The 21908-nt window shown below is 52.8% G+C and carries 20 protein-coding genes and 1 rRNA gene; 9 read left to right on the top strand and 12 right to left on the bottom strand.

What is annotated here, in order from left to right; all coding sequences use genetic code 11:
* Positions 1-4: 4 nt before the first annotated feature.
* From fabY to yihX, 4 genes are read right to left on the bottom strand one after another with little or no spacing between them, the layout of a single operon-like run.
* A complete protein-coding gene (fabY, locus tag ACMWJS_RS19865) occupies positions 5-946 on the bottom strand; it encodes a fatty acid biosynthesis protein FabY (protein WP_023309755.1) in 942 nt (313 codons plus the stop codon).
* A 44-nt stretch (positions 947-990) separates the two neighbouring features.
* Positions 991-1428, bottom strand: a complete 438-nt coding sequence (dtd, locus tag ACMWJS_RS19870; RefSeq protein ID WP_008501836.1) for a D-aminoacyl-tRNA deacylase — start codon at positions 1426-1428, stop codon at positions 991-993.
* Positions 1425-2306, bottom strand: a complete 882-nt coding sequence (locus ACMWJS_RS19875) for a virulence factor BrkB family protein (RefSeq protein WP_414747459.1) — start codon at positions 2304-2306, stop codon at positions 1425-1427. The genes dtd and ACMWJS_RS19875 overlap by 4 nt, the downstream gene beginning before the upstream one ends.
* A complete protein-coding gene (yihX, locus tag ACMWJS_RS19880; protein ID WP_414747460.1) occupies positions 2300-2899 on the bottom strand; it encodes a glucose-1-phosphatase in 600 nt (199 codons plus the stop codon). The genes ACMWJS_RS19875 and yihX overlap by 7 nt, the downstream gene beginning before the upstream one ends.
* Before the next feature lie 405 nt (positions 2900-3304).
* Here yihX and ACMWJS_RS19885 point away from each other — a divergent pair, with 405 nt between their 5' ends.
* Positions 3305-4081, top strand: coding sequence for a hypothetical protein (locus ACMWJS_RS19885; RefSeq protein WP_262752630.1), 777 nt, complete (start codon positions 3305-3307; stop codon positions 4079-4081).
* A 162-nt stretch (positions 4082-4243) separates the two neighbouring features.
* Here the strand turns inward: ACMWJS_RS19885 and typA are convergent, their stop codons facing one another.
* Positions 4244-6067, bottom strand: coding sequence for a ribosome-dependent GTPase TypA (typA, locus tag ACMWJS_RS19890; protein ID WP_023331638.1), 1824 nt, complete (start codon positions 6065-6067; stop codon positions 4244-4246).
* A 376-nt stretch (positions 6068-6443) separates the two neighbouring features.
* Between typA and glnA the strand changes: the two genes are divergently transcribed.
* The 4 genes from glnA to ACMWJS_RS19910 all read left to right on the top strand — a co-directional run bounded on the left by glnA (position 6444) and on the right by ACMWJS_RS19910 (position 10718).
* Complete coding sequence (gene glnA, locus ACMWJS_RS19895; RefSeq protein WP_008501856.1) at positions 6444-7853, top strand: glutamate--ammonia ligase; 1410 nt, start codon at positions 6444-6446, stop codon at positions 7851-7853.
* A gap of 170 nt (positions 7854-8023) precedes the next feature.
* A complete protein-coding gene (gene glnL / locus ACMWJS_RS19900; RefSeq protein WP_048028344.1) occupies positions 8024-9073 on the top strand; it encodes a nitrogen regulation protein NR(II) in 1050 nt (349 codons plus the stop codon).
* Between the two features lie 11 nt (positions 9074-9084).
* Positions 9085-10497, top strand: a complete 1413-nt coding sequence (glnG, locus tag ACMWJS_RS19905) for a nitrogen regulation protein NR(I) (protein ID WP_023309765.1) — start codon at positions 9085-9087, stop codon at positions 10495-10497.
* A 110-nt stretch (positions 10498-10607) separates the two neighbouring features.
* Positions 10608-10718: a YshB family small membrane protein gene (locus ACMWJS_RS19910; RefSeq protein WP_032622955.1), complete on the top strand. Its 111-nt coding sequence runs from the start codon at positions 10608-10610 to the stop codon at positions 10716-10718.
* A gap of 100 nt (positions 10719-10818) precedes the next feature.
* Here the strand turns inward: ACMWJS_RS19910 and hemN are convergent, their stop codons facing one another.
* Together hemN and yihI are read right to left on the bottom strand one after the other, a co-directional pair.
* A complete protein-coding gene (hemN, locus tag ACMWJS_RS19915; RefSeq protein WP_262797370.1) occupies positions 10819-12192 on the bottom strand; it encodes an oxygen-independent coproporphyrinogen III oxidase in 1374 nt (457 codons plus the stop codon).
* Positions 12193-12380: 188 nt separating this feature from the next.
* Positions 12381-12896, bottom strand: coding sequence for a Der GTPase-activating protein YihI (yihI, locus tag ACMWJS_RS19920; RefSeq protein WP_414747461.1), 516 nt, complete (start codon positions 12894-12896; stop codon positions 12381-12383).
* Positions 12897-13473: 577 nt separating this feature from the next.
* On the opposite strand from yihI, the gene yihA reads away from it, so the two are divergent.
* A complete protein-coding gene (gene yihA / locus ACMWJS_RS19925) occupies positions 13474-14103 on the top strand; it encodes a ribosome biogenesis GTP-binding protein YihA/YsxC (RefSeq protein WP_048226811.1) in 630 nt (209 codons plus the stop codon).
* Positions 14104-14415: 312 nt separating this feature from the next.
* Here the strand turns inward: yihA and polA are convergent, their stop codons facing one another.
* On the bottom strand, positions 14416-17208 hold the full coding sequence (gene polA, locus ACMWJS_RS19930) for a DNA polymerase I (protein ID WP_063622897.1): 2793 nt from the start codon (positions 17206-17208) through the stop codon (positions 14416-14418).
* Between the two features lie 440 nt (positions 17209-17648).
* Between polA and ACMWJS_RS19935 the strand changes: the two genes are divergently transcribed.
* Entirely contained in the window at positions 17649-18557 is a 909-nt protein-coding gene (locus ACMWJS_RS19935) for an acyltransferase (RefSeq protein WP_024909221.1), read from the top strand.
* A 23-nt stretch (positions 18558-18580) separates the two neighbouring features.
* Here the strand turns inward: ACMWJS_RS19935 and dsbA are convergent, their stop codons facing one another.
* The 3 genes from dsbA to ACMWJS_RS19950 form a co-directional block, all read right to left on the bottom strand.
* The gene (dsbA, locus tag ACMWJS_RS19940) at positions 18581-19204 is read right to left on the bottom strand and encodes a thiol:disulfide interchange protein DsbA (protein ID WP_045909081.1); all 624 of its coding nucleotides are present in this window, start codon (positions 19202-19204) and stop codon (positions 18581-18583) included.
* 27 nt (positions 19205-19231) lie between these two features.
* On the bottom strand, positions 19232-20218 hold the full coding sequence (locus tag ACMWJS_RS19945; protein WP_045909080.1) for a serine/threonine protein kinase: 987 nt from the start codon (positions 20216-20218) through the stop codon (positions 19232-19234).
* Positions 20219-20293: 75 nt separating this feature from the next.
* Positions 20294-20563 carry a YihD family protein gene (locus tag ACMWJS_RS19950; protein WP_008501866.1) on the bottom strand — a complete coding sequence of 90 codons (270 nt, stop codon included), beginning with the start codon at positions 20561-20563 and terminating at the stop codon, positions 20294-20296.
* A 68-nt stretch (positions 20564-20631) separates the two neighbouring features.
* On the opposite strand from ACMWJS_RS19950, the gene mobA reads away from it, so the two are divergent.
* Both mobA and mobB read left to right on the top strand, forming a co-directional pair.
* Complete coding sequence (gene mobA, locus ACMWJS_RS19955; protein WP_414747462.1) at positions 20632-21216, top strand: molybdenum cofactor guanylyltransferase MobA; 585 nt, start codon at positions 20632-20634, stop codon at positions 21214-21216.
* Entirely contained in the window at positions 21213-21716 is a 504-nt protein-coding gene (mobB, locus tag ACMWJS_RS19960; protein ID WP_414747463.1) for a molybdopterin-guanine dinucleotide biosynthesis protein MobB, read from the top strand. The genes mobA and mobB overlap by 4 nt, the downstream gene beginning before the upstream one ends.
* Positions 21717-21814: 98 nt before the next feature.
* Here the strand turns inward: mobB and rrf are convergent.
* Positions 21815-21908 (bottom strand): 5S ribosomal RNA (rrf, locus tag ACMWJS_RS19965); the annotation flags it as partial.

Raw genomic sequence — 21908 nt, forward strand, 5'->3', positions numbered from 1 at the left:
GAGATTACTCCTCCTCGTTCCCACCCTCTTCATACGCGCCAAAAGGCTTCGCCGGAAGAACAATGTAGGTGCCTTCAAACACCGCGCCCGGTGTTTTATCGCCAAACAGTTCAACCTGCATTTGGACGCGAGCCTTGCGGCCACGAGCCAGACGGTCCAGATCGCCGCCCAGCGACCCCAGATCGGCCACCGCACTCGGCTTGCCGCTGATCGGTGCGCTATAGCGGATGTGAGCATCGGCAAGAATGATGGTGCCACCCAGATGGCGCTCGCGCAGCATCAGCCAGATCAGTCCCCAGCCGGTGAGCGTGGCCAGTGAGAACAGGCTGCCGGCAAACAGCGTGTGGTGCGGGTTCTGATTGCCGGTTTCCGGCATGGTGGTAATAAATTTTTGTCCGGTGTACTGCTGAATGCGCACGCCCATTTTTTCACTGAGCGGGATGTGCTGATACCAGGCCTGCTGGAGCTGTCCGCACCAGTCGGCGCGATGCAGAATATCGTCCAGGGTGGCGATGGGTTTGATCATCAAAAAATGACGAATCGGCGTGGTTTGCGGGGTCGTGATTTCCCCCTGATTCACAAAACCGAGTTTAGCGAAGAACTCAACGGCATCTTCGCGGGCGCTACAGGTGACGCGCTTAACGCCTTCCTGACGGGCGACGGATTCCAGGGTCATCGCCATTAGCGTACCCAGACCTTTGTCCTGCACGGAGGGATGAACCGCCATAAAGCGAATAGACGCTTCGTTATCGGCGTTGATATACAAACGCCCGACGGCCACGAGGTTGCCCTCTTCGTCCATCACCATCTGATGGTGGGCCATCGCGTCCCAGGCGTCGCGTTCAGAGCCTTTTGGCTGATGCAGTGGCTTGCGCAGCATTTCCCAGCGGAACTGGTAATAAGCGTCTAACTCTTCTTCCGTTTGCGGTACTCGAAGGTGATACATAGCTGTACTCTCTCTTGTTACCCGCGGCCATGCCGTAAGTATGCTCATACCTGGAGCCAGAATGTGACGGGGCCGTCGTTCACCAGCGATACCTGCATATCTGCAGCGAATCGTCCGGTTTGCGTATTCATTTCCTGCTGGCGACAACGCTCAACAAAGTACTCGTAAAGTGCTTCTGCACGATCCGGCGCGGCCCCTTTGGAGAAACTCGGGCGCATGCCGCGCTCGGTATCCGCTGCCAGCGTAAACTGGGAAACCACCAGCACGCTGCCGCCTGCCTGCTGGACATTCAGGTTCATTTTGCCTTCCGCATCGCTGAAAATACGGTAGCCCAGCACGCGCTCACATAAGCGGTTGGCCTTTTGTTCGTCATCATCCTTTTCGACACCTAACAACACCAAAAGTCCTGGGCCAATTTCACCCGTCACCTCTCCCTCCACGGTGACGCTGGCACGGGTTACGCGCTGTATCAATGCAATCATGGTTGGTCTGCTTCTTGTTGTTTTTCAGCTGCTGCTGCTTTTTTAAGTTCGCGGTATACACCGAGAGTGACAGTTATTTCAGCACCAAGCAAGACGATACACCAGGTCCAGTAGACCCAGACAAACAAAATGGGGATCACCGCCAGCACGCCGTAAATCAGCTGATAGGACGGAAACATAGTGATGTAGAGGGCAAACCCTTTCTTACCGAGCTCAAAGAGCAATGCCGCCACCAGCGCCCCCACGACCGCATCGCGGTTAGGCACGCGCGTGGTCGGCACGACGCTATAGAGCAGCCAGAACGAGAGCCACGACAGGATCAACGGAAAGATGCGAAGCACATTATCAATAGCGCCGTTTAAATCACTCGCCCAGCGCAGGGAGAGCAGATAAGAACTGATTGCCAGGCTCGCCCCGGCCAGCAGCGGTCCCAGCGTGAGGATCATCCAGTACACGGCAAAGGAATAGACCTTTGGCCGCGCTTTTTTACTCCGCCAGATCGTGTTTAGCGCGTTATCGATGGCATACATCAACAGCAGCGCGGTGACGATAAGACCGCACGCCCCCACTGCCGTCATCTTGCTGGAATTGGCAACAAACTGCTCAATGTAGTTCTGGATAACATCCCCGGTTGCCGGAATGAAATTCGCGAAGACAAAATGACGAAGCTGCACGCTGACGTCCGCAAACATCGGAAAGGCGGAGAACAGGGCAAAGATGACCGCCACCAGCGGCACTAACGAGAGCAATGACACGTAGGCGAGGTTACCCGCCAGCGTGGTCATATTGTCCTCATCAATCCGGTGCCAGAGCAGTTTCAGCCAGGCCCGCAGCGGGTGAGTATGGTGCGTGGCTTTTTGATGAACGGTTTTTAGCATAGCTGCTTCGCAAAGTAGTCAGGTATCGTCTCTTTTCCGGTCACCAGAATTGACGTAATACCCAACTGGTTAGCTCCCTCTATATTATCGGCGTTGTCATCGAAAAAGACCGCATCGGCCGCGTTGAATCCCTCTGCCTGCAGAACAGCCTGATAAATTCGCGCTTCAGGCTTACGCATCCCCATCTCCTGCGAGAGATAGATCTTATCCGCCGCCGCCTTAACTTCAGGGTACTCCTCAGGCCAGAACGTGGTGTGCAGACGGTTGGTGTTTGACAGCACAACGACCCGATGTCCCTGCTCGCGAAGCTTATGCATGATGTCGATCACCTCAGGCCGGATGGCGACAAATACGGCCTGCCAGCCGTGTGAAAACTGCTCGTAGCTTAACGGTAGATCCATCTCCTGACAGAAACGTTCAGCGAATTCTTCATCGCTGATCTCGCCGCGTTCATGCTGATGGAAGGTCTCACCCATCGCGAAATTTTGCTTTAACGTTGCCAGCGGCACGCGGCTAAAGTCGCTCCATGCACCCAACACGCGATTAAAATCGATATCGACGATGACGTTTCCTAAATCAAAGATATAAAGCATGTTTATCTCCTGCTCGCCGTGGAGAGGTAACTGTAGCGGGAAAGCTAAAGTTTGGCTATGCACGTGATTCAGCTTAGAGGGAGCAGTATGAAGAAAAAATTTAGCCCAGGAAGATGATAGTGGCTTTCGGGCGATAGGCAGGGATGAGTTTTATTTAAGTTTGACTTTGCGAAGATATACGTTTTAGTTCTATCTGCAAAAAATTACAGAAAAACGCTTCCGTAAATTTTTTTCTCATCACCATATTCCCCCATTTTTTGCCATGGCAATCCCATTTCTCGCGGCTTTGCTCGAAATCGCAACAAGTTGACTTCACTTAAATTTACATTTAGACACAAAGGTTTTATCTATTTTCTTTTTTATAATGATAAGTTTATATTACTTTACGCATGGAGCTGCACTTTCGTGAAGATTAAAAAGGGATACGTCCTCAGTGCCGTTTTAATAGCTATACTCTGCGCTTCCGCTATTTATTCATACAATGCCTACCGATTTAAGAAAGCCAACAGAGATATTTTATATCAACTCTCTAGCCAACTGATTGTGAAGCAAGGGCTTGAACCAAAACTTTCAACCCACCTCGTTTTTGATACGTTATATATCGACGGAAACATATCCAAAGATGATGACAAAATGATTGTGGGGCTTATCAGAAAAAACCTTATCCCTGTCAGGACGATATCGATAAACAGCGGTGGTGGCGATGTCGAAACAGCAATCAAACTAGCACAAGTTATTCATGATAAAGAAATTAACATTGAGGTCAGGCGATTATGCCTTTCTTCCTGTGCTAACTATCTTTTCCCAGCGGCAAAAAACAAAATCATCAACTATGGTTCCATTATTGGTTTCCATGGGTCGCCTAATTCTGATGACAATAAGTTAACAACGACGATTAACGGTGAAATCAATACAGACACAACGATAACAGATCGTATTTTCTCAGAAATAAGAAAAACGGATAAAGCATTCTACAAAGATATAAAAGTGTCATGGATGTTGCCACTTTGCGGGCAAAAAGAAAATATTGGTGATCCAGACACTGGTCTGTCGACGTACAGCGAAAAGGATTTTACGCGTTTTGGCGTAAAAAACATTTCATTCACGGATGGTGAAATGGTATGGAAAAGGTCTATGGATATTATGGGTATACCTTTTGCTCACTATTGCAAGGAAAATTAATAATGCGTGAACTCAATCGCAGGAAAAAGCTAGCTTTGGGACATAATGTCCCGGGTAATGAAGTATTCTGGCGATCATCGAATAAAAAAAGCCGCTGAGGGATCAGCGGCTTTTTACCTGCCGGGTGGCGCATGCGCTTACCCGGCCTACGGATTAACCGTATTAGTCTTCTTTCGCACCGCGCATAGCACGTTTACGATCGTTCTCGGTCAGGTGACGTTTACGGATACGAATTGACTGTGGAGTCACTTCGACCAGTTCGTCATCATCGATGAATTCCAGAGCCTGCTCCAGAGTCATCTTGATCGGTGGAACCAGAACCGTTGCTTCGTCAGTACCGGACGCACGCATGTTGGTCAGTTTCTTACCGGTCAGGCAGTTTACGGTCAGGTCGTTAGAACGACTGTGAATACCGATGATCTGGCCTTCATAAACCTCAGCACCGTGACCCAGGAACAGCTTACCGCGATCCTGCAGACCGAACAGCGCAAACGCAACCGCTTTACCCTGACCGTTGGAGATCAGCACGCCGTTGTTACGCTGGCCCACTTCACCCGGACGCACGTCGTCGTAGTGGCTGAAGGTGGAGTACAGCAGACCGGTACCTGAAGTCATGGTCATGAACTCAGAACGGAAGCCGATCAGGCCACGGCTTGGGATCACGTAGTCGAGACGTACGCGGCCTTTGCCATCTGGATTCATGTTTTTCAGGTCGCCTTTACGCTCACCCAGAGCCTGCATCACAGACCCCTGGTGCTGCTCTTCAACGTCCAGCGTCACGTTTTCGAACGGCTCTTGTTTACGGCCGTCGATTTCGCGGAAGATAACTTTCGGACGGGAAACCGCCATTTCGAAACCTTCACGACGCATGTTTTCGATCAGAACAGACAGGTGCAGCTCACCACGACCCGAAACGCGGAATGCATCAGCGTCTTCGGTTTCTTCAACGCGCAGCGCAACGTTGTGCACCAGCTCTTTGTTCAGGCGGTCAAGGATCTGACGAGAGGTAACGAACTTACCTTCTTTACCACAGAACGGAGAGGTGTTGACGTTGAAGAACATGGATACGGTTGGTTCATCAACGGACAGGGCTGGCAGCGCTTCGACGTTCTGCGGATCGCAGATGGTGTCGGAGATGTTCAGTTCACCCAGACCGGTGATAGCGATGATGTCGCCCGCTTCAGCGATGTCGCTCTCGATACGCTCAAGACCCAAGTGAGTCAGTACTTTACCAACTTTACCGTTACGGGTTTTGCCTTCGCTATCGATGATAGTAACCTGCTGGTTCGGCTTCACTTTACCGCGCTTGATACGACCAATGCCGATAACGCCAACGTAGTTGTTGTAATCGAGCTGAGAGATCTGCATCTGCAGGGTACCGTCGAGATCGACGTTTGGCGCAGGAACACGGTCAACAATCGCCTGATACAGCGGGGTCATGTCTTCAGCCATGTCTTCGTGGTCCAGACCTGCGATACCGTTCAGCGCAGAGGCGTAAACGATAGGGAAGTCCAGCTGCTCGTCGGTCGCGTCGAGGTTAACGAACAGGTCGAATACCTGGTCAACAACCCAGTCAGGACGCGCGCCAGGGCGGTCAACTTTGTTGATAACAACGATTGGCTTCAGACCATGGGCAAATGCTTTTTTGGTCACGAAGCGCGTCTGTGGCATTGGGCCATCCATTGCGTCAACGACCAGCAGAACGGAGTCTACCATGGACATTACACGTTCAACTTCACCACCGAAGTCGGCGTGCCCTGGGGTATCAACGATGTTGATACGGTAGTCATTCCATTTAATCGCGGTGTTTTTCGCGAGGATGGTAATCCCACGCTCTTTCTCCAAATCGTTGGAGTCCATCACGCGTTCTTGGGTTTCGGCACGCGCATCAAACGTACCGGATTGCTGCAGCAGCTTATCGACCAGGGTAGTTTTACCATGGTCAACGTGCGCGATGATGGCGATGTTACGCAAATTTTCGATCACAACTTTGCCTCAGGCATTTAGAAATAGCGCGTTATTGTACACGGATTAATCGCACTACAAAACAGGATCACAAACATCCCCCGCAAACAAGTATTGCAGAGATGCTTTGTGATCGCTTTCACGGAGCGGTAAAAGGGCACTTTAACGTAAATTGCACCAATATGGTGCTCAATGTTCACATTGAAGCACTATACTGGTGCAACAAATCCATCGTGGTGCAGCCCTTTTGCACTATGGTGCGCATGATAACGCCTTTTTGGGGTGTTTTAAAAGTTGGCACAGATTTCGCTTTATAAAATACATGGCACCAGCCAGTACAAACAGAAATTGAAGACCTCGTTACCACGACGACAATGACCAATCTGGAGAGTTAAGTATGTCCGCTGAACACGTTTTGACGATGCTGAACGAACATGAAGTGAAGTTTGTTGATCTGCGCTTCACCGATACCAAAGGTAAAGAACAGCACGTCACAATCCCTGCTCATCAGGTGAACGCCGAATTCTTTGAAGAAGGCAAAATGTTTGACGGCTCCTCCATTGGTGGCTGGAAAGGCATTAACGAATCCGACATGGTTCTGATGCCAGATGCGACCACTGCGGTCATTGATCCGTTCTTCGAAGAACCTACCCTGATCATCCGTTGCGACATCCTCGAGCCAGGCACCCTGCAGGGCTACGACCGCGACCCACGTTCTATCGCGAAACGCGCTGAAGAGTACCTGCGTTCTACCGGCATCGCAGACACCGTTCTGTTCGGGCCAGAGCCAGAGTTCTTCCTGTTCGATGACATCCGTTTTGGTGCGTCTATTTCTGGCTCACACGTGGCTATCGACGACATCGAAGGCGCATGGAACTCCTCCACCAAATACGAAGGTGGTAACAAAGGTCACCGTCCAGGCGTGAAAGGCGGTTACTTCCCGGTTCCTCCGGTCGACTCTGCACAGGACATTCGTTCCACCATGTGTCTGGTGATGGAAGAGATGGGCCTGGTTGTTGAAGCGCACCACCACGAAGTGGCGACGGCGGGTCAGAACGAAGTGGCTACCCGCTTCAACACCATGACCAAAAAAGCGGACGAAATTCAGATCTACAAATACGTTGTGCACAACGTTGCGCACCGTTTCGGTAAAACCGCGACCTTCATGCCAAAACCAATGTTTGGCGACAACGGTTCCGGTATGCACTGCCACATGTCTCTGTCCAAGAACGGTACCAACCTGTTCTCTGGTGACAAATATGCCGGTCTGTCCGAGCAGGCGCTGTATTACATTGGCGGCGTAATCAAACACGCTAAAGCGATCAACGCCCTGGCGAACCCAACCACCAACTCCTACAAGCGTCTGGTCCCGGGCTACGAAGCGCCAGTGATGCTGGCCTACTCTGCGCGTAACCGTTCTGCTTCTATCCGTATCCCGGTGGTGGCGTCTCCTAAAGCGCGTCGTATCGAAGTGCGCTTCCCGGATCCAGCGGCTAACCCATACCTGTGCTTCGCAGCACTGCTGATGGCCGGTCTGGACGGTATCAAGAACAAGATCCACCCGGGCGAAGCGATGGACAAAAACCTGTACGACCTGCCGCCAGAAGAAGCGAAAGAGATCCCACAGGTTGCTGGCTCTCTGGAAGAAGCCCTGCAGGCGCTGGACGCAGACCGCGAGTTCCTGACTGCAGGTGGCGTATTCACTGACGACGCTATCGATGCTTACATCGCGCTGCGCACTGAAGAGAACGACCGCGTGCGTATGACTCCGCATCCGGTTGAGTTCGAACTGTACTACAGCGTTTAATTAAGTTGTTTTACCCGGCGTGACAAGCGCCGGGAGTAGTTGCCGTGGAAACTTTTAGCCCATCTCCGGATGGGCTTTTTTCTCCACCAACAATCTGATCTCACGCGCTTTTGACGCCGAAAACGCTATACTGCACTAAATTAGTGCAAACGACTCCAGGAGACTGCTGAATGGCAACTGGCACGCTGCCCGATGCTGGGCAGATCCTCAATTCTTTGATTAACAGCATTTTGCTGGTCGATGACGAGCTGGCCGTTCATTACGCCAACCCGGCGGCACAGCAGCTGCTTGCCCAAAGCGCACGTAAACTGTTCGGCACCCCACTTCCGGAACTCCTGAGCTATTTTTCGCTGAATATTGGCCTGATGCAGGAAAGTTTACAGGCAGGCCAGGGTTTCACCGATAACGAAGTGACGCTGGTGATCGACGGGCGTTCGCACATTCTGTCGCTGACCGCGCAACGTCTTCCCGAAGGCCTGATCCTGCTGGAAATGGCGCCGATGGATAATCAGCGCCGACTGAGCCAGGAACAGCTTCAGCATGCACAGCAAATTGCCGCCCGAGACCTGGTGCGCGGTCTGGCGCATGAAATCAAAAACCCGCTGGGCGGATTACGCGGTGCGGCGCAGCTTCTGACCAAGGCGCTGCCCGACCCTGCGCTGGCGGAGTACACCAACGTCATCATTGAGCAGGCGGACCGTCTGCGGAATCTGGTTGACCGCCTTCTCGGGCCACAGCAGCCGGGAATGCACGTCACAGAAAGCATCCATAAAGTGGCTGAACGGGTGGTGAAGCTCGTCTCGATGGAGCTGCCAGAGAACGTCACGCTGGTACGTGATTACGACCCAAGCCTGCCGGAACTGGCCCATGACCCGGATCAGATTGAGCAGGTCCTGTTGAACATTGTGCGCAATGCCCTGCAGGCGCTGGGGTCCGACGGGGGCGAGATTATTTTACGCACCCGTACCGCCTTCCAGCTCACGTTACACGGCGTGCGCTACCGGCTTGCGGCCCGAATCGACGTCGAGGATAACGGGCCCGGCATTCCATCGCATCTGCAGGACACTCTGTTCTACCCGATGGTCAGCGGTCGCGAAGGCGGAACCGGCCTGGGCTTATCCATTGCCCGCAGTTTGATCGATCAACACTCTGGAAAAATTGAATTTACCAGTTGGCCGGGACATACCGAGTTTTCGGTTTTCCTGCCGATTAAAAAATAAAGGTGACGTTTATGCAACGAGGGATAGTCTGGGTAGTCGATGACGATAGCTCCATCCGTTGGGTGCTTGAACGCGCGCTCACGGGGGCGGGATTAAGCTGCACGACGTTTGAGAGCGGCAGCGAAGTGCTCGACGCACTCACCACCAAAACGCCCGATGTTCTGCTGTCGGATATTCGCATGCCGGGCATGGACGGGCTGGCGCTGTTAAAGCAGATCAAACAACGCCACCCTATGCTTCCGGTCATCATAATGACGGCACATTCCGATCTGGATGCCGCGGTGAGCGCTTACCAGCAAGGGGCATTCGATTATCTGCCAAAACCGTTTGATATCGACGAGGCGGTGGCGCTGGTCGAGCGCGCGATTAGCCACTATCAGGAGCAGCAGCAGCCGCGCCACGCGCCCGATTTTGGGCCAACCACCGACATCATCGGCGAAGCGCCGGCGATGCAGGACGTGTTTCGCATTATTGGCCGTCTGTCCCGCTCCTCCATCAGCGTCTTAATTAACGGCGAATCGGGAACTGGTAAAGAGCTTGTGGCGCATGCCCTGCATCGCCATAGCCCGCGGGCAAAAGCACCGTTCATTGCCCTGAATATGGCGGCGATCCCGAAGGATTTGATTGAATCCGAACTGTTCGGGCACGAAAAAGGGGCGTTTACCGGCGCAAATACCATTCGCCAGGGGCGCTTTGAACAGGCTGATGGCGGCACGCTGTTCCTGGATGAGATCGGCGATATGCCGCTGGATGTCCAGACCCGCCTGCTGCGCGTGCTGGCGGACGGGCAGTTTTACCGCGTGGGCGGTTATGCGCCGGTGAAGGTGGACGTGCGTATTATCGCCGCGACCCACCAGAACCTGGAGCAGCGCGTGCAGGAAGGCAAATTCCGTGAGGATTTATTCCATCGACTGAACGTCATTCGCGTTCATCTGCCGCCGCTGCGTGAACGCCGGGAAGATATTCCCCGCCTGGCGCGCCATTTCCTGCAGGTAGCCGCCCGCGAGCTGGGTGTGGAGGCCAAGCAGCTTCATCCGGAAACCGATGCCGCTCTGACGCGCCTGGCGTGGCCGGGCAACGTGCGTCAGCTGGAAAATACCTGCCGCTGGTTAACCGTGATGGCCGCCGGGCAGGAAGTGCTGATTCAGGATTTACCGGCCGAGCTGTTTGAAGCGACCGCGCCTGAAAGCAGCACCGGGCATGCTTTGCCGGACAGCTGGGCAACGCTGCTGGCGCAGTGGGCCGACCGCGCGCTGCGTTCCGGTCATCAAAACCTGCTGTCTGAAGCGCAGCCTGAGATGGAGCGTACGCTGTTAACTACCGCGCTTCGTCATACGCAGGGCCACAAGCAGGAAGCCGCTCGCCTGTTGGGATGGGGACGCAATACCCTGACGCGCAAGCTGAAAGAGCTGGGAATGGAGTAATATCAGCGCTTGTGTAAAGGTTATTAATTGAGCGCAAATTGCCGTTATTTTGCGCTTTACTGTTCCGATGAGTTTTGTATGATCGTGCCCGGAAATTGGGGGTGAACATCATGCTGGAAACATTCGTGAATATGCTCTCTAGCGGAGCCGCTGAAAGCCACACGCCACAAACTGCCGTTGCGGCGGTACTGTGCGCGGCGCTGGTTGGGCTGTTTAGCTAGCGAGTTGGCGATGAAAAGCCGGGTGGCGCTTCGCTTACCCGGCCTACATTTCGCACTTTTGTAGGCCGAGTAAGGCGAAGCCGCCACCCGGCATTGCAGTTTAAATCACCCGCGAGAACTGCTGCATACGCGCTTTCTGACGCAGATACGCGTCGAAGCACATGCAGATATTGCGGATCAACAGACGCCCTTTTGGCGTGACCTCAATCGCGCTCTCCGACACATCCACCAGCCCGTCTTTCGCCAGCGGCGCCAGCAGCTTCAGGTCTTCCGCGAAATAATCGCTGAAGTTCAGCGTCCACTGCGCTTCCACGTCGCTGAAATCGAGACGGAAGTTGCAGATAAGCGCCTTAATCACATCGCGACGGATACAGTCATCGCGCGTTAATGCGATGCCGCGCCACAGCGCGTTGCCCGTCTCATCAACCTGCTGGTAATACAGCTTCAGTTCTTTCTGGTTTTGCGCGTAGCAGTCGCCGATCATGCTGATGGCGGAGACGCCCATTCCCAGCAAATCGGTATCGCCCTGGGTCGTGTAGCCCTGGAAGTTGCGGTGCAGGACCCCTTCGCGCTGAGCGACCGCCAGTTCGTCGTCCGGACGGGCAAAGTGATCCATGCCGATAAACTGATAGCCGGTGTCGGTCAGCGAGGTGATGGTTTCCTGCAGGATATCCAGCTTCTGCTGGGCAGAAGGCAGATCGGCATCTTTGATTTTACGCTGGGCGGCAAACAGCGTCGGCAGATGCGCATAGTTAAAGACGCTCAGACGGTCCGGGTTGAGTTCGGCCACGCGCTTCAGCGTGAAGGCGAAGCTTTCCGGCGTTTGCTTTGGCAGGCCGTAAATCAGGTCAATATTGGTCGAGGTGAAGCCAATTTCACGCGCATGGTTGAGTAAGGCAAAGATAAAGTCTTCGTCCTGCTCGCGGTTCACCAGACGCTGAACCTCTTTATTGAAGTCCTGTACGCCCATGCTCAGGCGGTTGAAGCCTTCTGCGCGTAAGTGATCGAGGACATCCAGCTCAATTTCACGCGGATCGACTTCGATCGAGATTTCTGCGTCGTCGTTAAAACTGAAATTATCGCGCAGAAGCGTCATCAGGCGACTGATTTGCGCTTTATTCAGATAGGTTGGCGTACCGCCGCCCCAGTGCAGCTGGCTGACGTGACGGCCTTTAAACAGCGGCGCGCGATGCACAATTTCCTGTTCGAGCGCGTCAAGGTACTGGTCGGCTTTATGCTGCTGGCGGGTCACGATTTTATTGCAGCCGCAGAAATAGCAAAGCTTGTGGCAGAACGGAATATGGACGTAGAGCGACAGCGGACGCTCAGGATAGCGCGCAACAGCCTGCTGAAAATCCCCCTCGCCGAAGGCATCGGAGAACTCCAGCGCGGTGGGGTATGACGTATAACGCGGCCCGGAATAGTTATATTTCTGGATTAGGGCCAAATCCCAGTCGATAGTTGGTGCTGACATGCTCACTCCTTCCGTTGGTGTCGCGTTCGTATACGGCGGCCCGTTCTGACCCCATTGCGGGCCATCATTCGGGTGCGCAGCCACTTCTGTCGCCGCGACAACCGCCGTAGTTTAACGAATAACCACACCAGATAACATATAACCGGAAGGGTTATAAGCAGGACTATCGTGCCTGCCGGGTGCAAATGTTAGTTTCCACCCTTCAGAAGACGCATCATATCTTCCTGCTTTTCGTCTTCTTCTTCATCGTCTTCATCATCGTAAGACAGACCCAGCTTCTGCATCAGCTCGTCGATGCGATCCAGTTTGGCATCCACCCATGACTGCTCTTCAGCGGTCAGGGTTTCACCCTCTTCAAGACGTTCCAGCAGCGCGTCCAGGCGCTCATCGTTCTCCAGCAAATCCAGCTCAGCCTGCGGTGAAAGCATAGGTTTCTCGCTCTTTGGTTTGTGCTGCTTAGTGACCGGGGTGTCTGTCACGCCCAGTGGAATGGGAGTTTTACTGCCGATACGAGGATCTTTCTGCTGTTTGCTTTTTGCAGAAGCGCCCGCTGCACCACCACCGTTGGCACGGCTACCCGCAGCATGACCGCGATGTTTTTTGTCGCGTTTGCGGTCGCGCGCTTCCTGGTTCAGTTCTTCGCGCGTTTTGCGGCGTGCTTTTGCAGGGCGTTTCGCGCCCGCAGCGGTGGTTGGTTTTTTCATGATGTTTTATCTTTAAGTCGTTTTCTTCAGTATAGAATTGCGGCGAAATCTAGCAGAAAGCAAGCAAAGAAAAAAGGCGACAGAGCAATCTGTCGCCTTTTTTCCTGACTCACAACCCTTAGCGGGTCAGACATTCCATGTTTGCCAACAACAAACCCTGTTTATCCCTTGGCTAATACCGTCCGTGATACGGTTCCATTTCCTGTTAAAACGCCTCCAGGCGCTGGTCGTCCTGACAATCCTGCGTCTTCGCCTCCTGGCGCTCCTGACCCTAATCCTTAAGTCGATTTCCTGTTGGCTTCCTCGCCCTGACGCACACTTTACCTTGTTCCGTTAAACTAACAAGCAACGAAACGGTATAAAAAGAGATTTTCAGACAATTACCCGAAAATAAGCTTATGATTTAAAACAGTTTGCATTTTTTAACGCCTGCGAATTCTCTGAAATCTCCCATAGCATCACTGGCCGATCTCTCACACCGGTGGAGGCATTCGCCTACAGGGCATAGCAATCAGAAAAGCCTTTTGCCTGCATTCAGGTATAATCCCCCTCAGATTACGATTTTGGAGACGACCACGTGACTACCTGGAACTACCAACAGACGCATTTTGTCACCAGTGCGCCCGATATTCGCCACCTCCCCTCTGATACCGGTATTGAAGTGGCCTTTGCTGGCCGCTCTAATGCGGGGAAATCCAGCGCCCTGAATACGCTGACCAATCAGAAGAACCTGGCGCGTACCTCAAAAACACCTGGCCGTACCCAGCTGATCAACCTGTTTGAAGTCGCAGAGGGCAAACGCCTGGTCGACTTACCGGGGTACGGTTACGCGCAGGTACCCGAAGAGATGAAAATCAAGTGGCAGCGTGCGCTGGGTGAATACCTGGAAAAACGCCTGTGCCTGAAAGGTCTGGTGGTGCTGATGGATATTCGCCATCCCCTGAAAGATCTGGATCAGCAGATGATCGACTGGGCGGTGGCAAGCGATATCGCCGTGCTGGTGCTGCTGACAAAAGCCGATAAGCTGGCAAGCGGCGCGCGTAAAGCGCAGGTGAATATGGTTCGCGAAGCGGTGCTGGCGTTCAACGGCGATGTGCAGGTTGAACCGTTCTCCTCGCTGAAAAAGCAGGGCGTGGACAAGCTGCGTCAAAAGCTCGACACCTGGTTTAACGAGCTGGAACCCGCGACGGAAGCGGAAGAAGAGTAATACCGGGCGCGGCGATGGCCGCGCTTTTTTTTGCCCGAAAGTTTCTTTGCCGCAATAAAAAACGCCCCAGTCATTCAGGACGGGGGCGGCTAAAATATTCAGCCAAATCCGATTACGTGAAGTAAAAGGTCTGAAAGATAGAACATCTTACCTCTGTACCCTACGCCGATAACTCTACCCCTTTTTGTGCTGCAGAAAAAGCACTTTTTGTAGTTTTTTTTCATTCTTTACATAGGGAATTCTAATGATCGTCACAAAACGCGCGTTCTTATGTTGCAAACTTACATAAACAGCGCGTTATGCGAAGAACCGTTAGTGAGCCTGATCCCAGTTTTCACCACTTCCCACTTCCACCAGCAACGGCACGTCCAGCGTCATGCTGCTTTCCATCAGTTCGTGGATCTTCTTCGACACGGCGTCGAGGTCGTCCTTGTGCACTTCAAATACCAGTTCATCGTGTACCTGCATGATCATTTTCACGCGCGGTTTCTCTTTCTCGAGCCAGGCATCAACGGCGATCATTGCACGCTTAATAATGTCCGCCGCAGTACCCTGCATCGGGGCGTTGATCGCGGCACGCTCTGCACCCGCGCGGCGCGCGGCGTTGCTGGATTTGATGTCCGGGAGATAGAGACGGCGGCCGTCCAGGGTTTCAACGTAGCCTTTCTCTTTCGCCTGCGCGCGGGTACGTTCCATATATTCCAGCACGCCCGGATAACGCTCGAAGTAGAGATCCATATACTTCTGCGACTCTTTACGCGGAATGTTGAGCTGGCGCGAAAGTCCGAATGCACTCATGCCGTAAATCAGCCCGAAGTTGATCGCCTTAGCGCTGCGGCGCTGTTCGTTGGTTACGCTGTCCAGCGGCAGACCGAAGACTTCGGCTGCAGTCGCCCGGTGGATATCCTTCCCTTCGGCAAAAGCGCTCAGCAGGCCTTTGTCGCGGGACAGGTGCGCCATAATGCGCAGTTCGATTTGCGAGTAGTCCGCCGAGACAATCAGATAATCCTCTGGTGCGATGAAAGCCTGGCGAATACGGCGGCCCTCTTCGTTACGTACCGGGATGTTCTGCAGGTTGGGATCGGTTGACGAGAGACGACCGGTCGCCGCGACGGCCTGATGGTATGAGGTGTGCACGCGGCCCGTTTTCGGGTTAATCATCAGCGGGAGCTTATCAGTGTAGGTAGACTTCAGCTTCGCGAGACCACGGTACTCCAGAATCACTTTTGGCAGCGGGTAATCCAGCGCCAGCTCTTCCAGCACCTCTTCAGAGGTTGAAGGCGCACCACCAGGGGTTTTCTTCAGCGGCTTGATGCCCTGCTTTTCAAACAGAATGGTTTGCAGCTGCTTCGGCGAAGAGAGGTTAAACGGCTCGCCTGCAAGCTCATGCGCTTTTTGCTCCAGCTCGGTCAGACGCTGCGCCAGTTCCCCGGAGTGGTTATGCAGCACCGTTGGATCGATTTTCACGCCGTTGCGCTCAATGCGGGACAGCACGGGCACCAGCGGCATCTCAATATGCTGGAACACATTCAGCGGACCTTCGTGCTTCTGCAGCTTTGGCCACATCTTCAGGTGCAGCTGCAGCGTGACGTCAGCGTCTTCCGCCGCGTAGCGTCCTGCCTCTTCGAGAGCAATCTGGTTAAAGGTGAGCTGATTTTTCCCTTTACCGGCAATCTCTTCAAAGGTGATGGTTTTGTGCTTGAGCCAGCGGTCAGATAAGGAATCCATATCATGGCGGCCCGCGACGCTGTCCAGAATGTAGGATTCGAGCATGGTGTCGAAGGCGATCCCGCGCAGTTCAATGCCGTAGTTTTGCAGAATACCGCGGTCGTACTTGAGGTTTTGCCCAACCTTAAGCGCCTTTTCGTCTTCCAGGATCGGCTTCAGCAGCTCAAGCACGCGTTCACGGGAGATCTGTTCCGGCGCGTCCAGGTAATCGTGCGCCACGGGAACATAGGCCGCATGACCAGGCTCTGTCGCAAATGACAGGCCTACCATATTGGCAGAAATGTTATCGAGACTGTCCGTTTCGGTGTCAAAGGCGAAGACCGGCGCTTTTTTCAGTTTTTCGATCCAGGCAATGAGCTGCGACTCTTCAAGAAGGGTTTCGTAGTTGTCGAAGGAAAGCACCACAGCTTCTTCTTCCGCCTGCTCTTCTGCATCAACGACAATCGTCTCCTTCGGCTTTGCCGCAGGTTTCGCCCCTTTTGCCTGCAGCCACTTGCCAGCTTCCACGTCAGTGGTCCAGCGCTTGAATTCGTATTTCTTAAACAGACTTAGAAGCTCGTCCGCAGAAGGCTGCTGCACTTCCAGCTGCTCACAGCCCAGCTCCAGTTCGACATCGGTTTTGATGGTTGCCAGCTTATAGGAGAGGTAAGCCACCTCTTTGTTCTCTTCCAGTTTTCCGGCCATGGTTTTTGCGCCACGGAAGGAGAGCCCGGCGATTTTGTCTGATTCGGCGTAGAGCGTATCCAGCCCGCCCAGCCCCTGAAGCAGCGCCTGCGCGGTTTTCTCTCCGACGCCAGGAACACCAGGGATGTTATCCGAGGAGTCGCCCATCAACGCGAGGAAGTCGATAATCAGCTCTGGCGGCACGCCATACTTAGTGACGACCTCTTCAGGCCCCAGAATGGTGTTGGTCATGGTGTTAATCAGGGTGATCCCTGGCGTCACCAGCTGTGCCATATCTTTATCACCGGTGCTGATCAGCACGGGACGACCCATCTTTTCGGCTTCACGCGCCAGCGTACCGATGACGTCATCGGCTTCAACGCCAGAAACGGCCAGCAGCGGTAGCCCCATGGCTTTTACCATGGCATGCAGCGGCTCTATCTGCGCACGCAGATCGTCAGGCATTGGCGGACGGTGGGATTTGTAATGTTCAAACAACTCGTCGCGGAACGTTTTGCCTTTTGCATCAAAAACGACGGCCGCATGGGTTGGCTGATACTGCAGGATCAGGCTGCGCAGCATATTCAGCACGCCGTACATTGCGCCGGTAGGTTCCCCTGCGCTATTGGTCAGAGGAGGAAACGCATGGTATGCCCGATACAGGTAAGAAGAGCCATCGACGAGAATAAGAGGGTTTTCTGGGATCTGAACCATAATGTCCGTGCCTTTAATCAATTTATGAGTAAAGGATGCCACAGAAGGATGAAAACATCAGTTATTAGCGCCAGATACAGGAAAAGATTTTGCGATCGTGAGGATCGCTCGCAAAAATAAAACTGTGGATAAGTTTGTGAATATTTTCACTTCATATGAATAACAGACGCGAAAAACACATATGAGGTAATATTTAGATCTTAATTATCATGCTGTTATGTTGTTAGATCTTATCTATATGGTCAACTGATGGCAATTTAGTCTATGTGGATATAAGCCTTGATTCGCGCAGAACCCCAGAGAAATCTGCTGCGCCAGGGTAAAAGCCGCCAAATCATCATGTGAAAGCGCCATTCATTCGTCTGTTTTCTGGTAAAATCAGCGCCCAGCGTCGACTAGCCGGTCGCTCACTTACAGCTAACTATTTGAAAAAGCTCATCATGTCGAGATTGCTCGCTGCAATAACATTACTGCTAAGCATCATTTTAACTATCCTGGTGACGATCGCCTGTTCCGTGCCGATCATTCTCGCCGGGATCATTAAACTGCTGCTGCCCGTACCCGTGGTGTGGCGAGCCGTGTCCGCATTTTGTAACTTCATGATGTATTGCTGGTGCGAAGGGCTGGCGATCCTGTTGTGCCTTAACCCGCATCTGAAGTGGGATGTCAAAGGGCTCGAGAGTCTCAACAAAAAGAACTGGTACCTGCTGATCTGCAATCACCACAGCTGGGCGGACATCGTGGTGTTATGCGTGCTTTTTCGCAAACACATCCCGATGAACAAATACTTCCTGAAACAGCAGCTCGCCTGGGTGCCTTTTATCGGGCTGGCCTGCTGGGCGCTCGATATGCCGTTTATGAAACGCTATTCGCGCAGCTATTTGATTCGTCATCCGGAACGTCGCGGTAAGGATGTGGAGACCACGCGCCGTTCCTGTGAAAAGTTTCGTGCACATCCTACGACCATCGTGAACTTTGTTGAAGGTTCCCGGTTTACGGAAGAGAAGCGCCAGCAAACTCGCTCTCCTTATCAGCACCTGTTGCCGCCAAAAGCGGCAGGGATTGCGATGGCGCTTAACGTACTGGGAGCACAGTTCGATAAACTTCTTAACGTCACGCTCTGCTATCCGGAAAACGACAGGACGCCGTTCTTCGATATGCTCAGCGGCAAACTGACGCGCATTGTCGTGCACGTCGATCTGGTTCCGATTGACGCTGAACTGCACGGTGATTACGTAAACGATAAGAACTTCAAACGTCGTTTCCAGCAGTGGCTTAATACGCTCTGGAAAGAGAAAGACGAACAGATAGACAAGATAAAATCTTCATACAAAAACGCCGGTCAGTGACCGGCGTTTTTACATCAACGAAATTACTTCTTCTCAACCAGGTATTTCACGGTATCTGCATACTGCTGTACGAAAATATCCATGCTGCTGGTGTCCATGCCCTGCATGTTCAGCTGATATTTGCCGTTAACAAACATCGCCGGAACGCCCTGAAGCTGGAGATCAGCAGCCGCTTTTTCCTGCTGGGCAACAAGTGATTTCACCACGAAGCTGTTCCATGCGGCATCGTACTCTTCACCTTTCACGCCCGCATCAACGAACACTTTACGGATATCCGCAGTGGTCTGAACGGTCTGGGTTTTCTGTACGGCTTCAAACATTGGCGAAGTGATCTTATCTTCCACGCCCAGTGCCATCGCCACCGCCCATGCCTGAGTCAGGTCTTTACCCAATGGGCCCAGGAACTCAACGTGGTACTTGGTCATTTTGGTGCCTTCCGGCAGCTTTTTCTTCACGTTGTCAGAAACATGCAGCACCTGCTCGAACTGATAGCAGTGTGGGCAATAGAACGAGAAGAACTCCAGAACCTGTGGCTCGCCAGCGACCGGCTTGTCCAGCGTGATGAACTGTTTGCCGTCGGTAAACTGCGCAGCAGAAGCGCTAAATGCCAGAATCATACCTGCCAGCGCCAGCCAAATTTTTTTCATGATTAACTCTCTCCTGGGTGTGTCCAATTAATACATCGGCGTTAATTGCAGAGGGGGCTCCTGAAGAACCTTAACCTGCTCAGTAAATGTAGATATCTGGCTACGCCAGTAATCCTCTCCGGTAAGCCACGGGAAATTGCGAGGAAATGCCGGATCGTCCCAACGCCTGATTAACCATGCGAGATAATAAACAAAACGCATCGCACGTAAAGGCTCAATCAGGGCAATTTCGTCTGAATTAAACGGGCTAAATTCTTCATAAGCTTCAATAATGGTTTCAAGCTGCATGCGTTGCTCGGCTTTGTCGCCATTGAGCAGCATCCACAGGTCCTGAACCGCTGGCCCCATACGCGCATCATCGAGATCGACAAACAGCGGGCCATCACGCCAGAGAATATTCCCAGCGTGACAATCGCCATGCAGGCGCAGGACGGAAATATCATCGCGCCAGCAGGTTTTCACTGCAGCAATAAGCTTATCGGTGGCGTTGAGGAAATCATCCTTTAGCGCAGCGGGGATCATTGCAGACGTTTCGAATAGTTCGCGCGGTTCAAGAAGGTATTCCTGAATCCCCATCGTCGGGCGGGCAATAAAGGCTTTTTTGCGTCCCGTCTGGTGTATACGCCCAAGATAGCGGGCAACCCACTCCATCTGATCAATATTATCCGCTTCAAACTGACGACCACCCAGGCTTGGGAATACTGCGTAGTAATACCCTTCGTGCGTGAGGAGCGTTTGGTTATTGAATTTCAGGGGCGCGGCAACGGGGACATCGTCATCCAGCAGATCGTGAGCAAACTGATGCTCTTCCTGAATTTGTTCAGCGGACCAGCGTTCAGGACGATAGAATTTTACGACGTAGCGCTGACGATCCTCGTCTTGAAATTGATAGACGCGGTTTTCGTAGCTGTTTAATGGTGTTAGCCCGGAATCCACCCGAATACCCTGTTCAAACAGGGCATCCATAATGGTGTCCGGGTGTAATGTCTGGAAAGTAAAAGCCTGGTCGTTCATCCGATCATCCGGAAATTATACGAATGATTCAGGATATCATCTTGTGGCGATTTCGGTGCCGCCGCTTACAAGCTTTTACTCTTTAATTACGCCTCGGGCGCGCAGCAATGCGGTCTTAAAATCTTCCTCATAATCTTTCTGAATACCAGGAATAACAGCATCTTTGGCGGAGTCGCGCATTTTAAGGTGGTAGATCAGGATGTCGTCAGAAAGGTCTGCCAGATCGCCGTCAAAACCTGACTCTTTCGCCAGTTTCTGTAAAAATTGCATCAGATTGAGTTCTGGCTCTTTTTGCCAGGCGGGCTGGAGGAGTTCAATAACTTCATTCAGACGTTTACATTTCATGGTGGTGCTCCTTTCATTTAGAGTGACACGTTAGCAGGGTCAATCCCACAATAAAAGAGGCGATATTCGTGAATGTTAGCCAGGAAATCATCGGGGTCGTTCTGGCAGGCGGCAGAGCAACGCGAATGGGCGGTAAAGATAAGGGGCTTCAGCTTCTTAATGGAAAACCCTTGTGGCAGCATGTCGCCGATACGCTCGCCGGCCAGGTGACGACAATGGCCATCAGCGCGAACAGGCATATCGACATTTACCGGCAAAGCGGGTACGCCGTTTATCAGGATAGCCTTGAGAATTACCCGGGCCCGCTTGCCGGTATGCTTTCGGTCATGCAACAGTCGCACGGAGAGTGGTTTATCTTCTGTCCCTGCGATAACCCGTTTATTCCCTCCGATCTCGTCGAGCGTCTGTTCCTGCTTCGTGGTACAGCACCTGTGGTTTGGGTACATGACGGCGAGCGTGACCATCCTGCTATCGCGTTGATGCATCGATCGCTAGTGCCTGCTCTGCAGAGCTATCTGGCTGCGGGAGAGCGCAGAGTGATGGTCTTCATGCATGAGTCTGGCGGCCATTCCGTTGATTTTAGCGATGTGAAATCAGCGTTTGTGAACGTGAATACGCATGAAGATTTGCAGATGATGCAGGAGAAAAAATGATACCTCTTTTAGCCATTTCCGCATGGAGTGGGACCGGGAAAACCACGCTGCTGAAAAAGCTGATACCCGCGCTGTGTGCCAGAGGCCTTCGTCCGGGATTGATTAAGCATAGTCATCACAACATGGATATCGATACGCCAGGAAAAGACAGCTATGAGCTGCGTAAGGCCGGAGCAGCACAAACGATGGTAGCAAGTCCTCAGCGCTGGGCGCTAATGACAGAAACGCCGGACGAGGCGCCGCTGGATCTCGCTTATCTGGTCAGTCGTATGGATCATTCCACCCTGGATCTGGTGCTGATTGAGGGATTTAAGCATGAGGCAGTGCCTAAGATCCTGCTGTTCAGAAGCGATGCCGGGCATGATTTCAGCGAGTTAACGCTGGATGAGCATGTCATTGCGGTGGCCAGTGATGTGGTATTGCCGCTTGAGGTTCCGGTGCTGGACTTAAATGATGTGGATGGGATTGCGGGTTTTATTGTGACGTGGAGTGCGCTCTGACGTGCCGGGTGGCGGCTTTGCCTTACCCGGCCTGCCGTTTTTTTGGCGTATAAACGCAAAAAGGCCATCCTTTCGGATGGCCTCTTCACTTAATTGATGCCTGGCAGTTCCCTACTCTCACATGGGGAGACCCCACACTACCATCGGCGCTACGGCGTTTCACTTCTGAGTTCGGCATGGGGTCAGGTGGGA

The sequence above is a fragment of the Enterobacter sp. HK-058-C-ECC genome (assembly GCF_047531125.1).
GTDB classification, from domain to species: domain Bacteria; phylum Pseudomonadota; class Gammaproteobacteria; order Enterobacterales; family Enterobacteriaceae; genus Enterobacter; species Enterobacter quasiroggenkampii.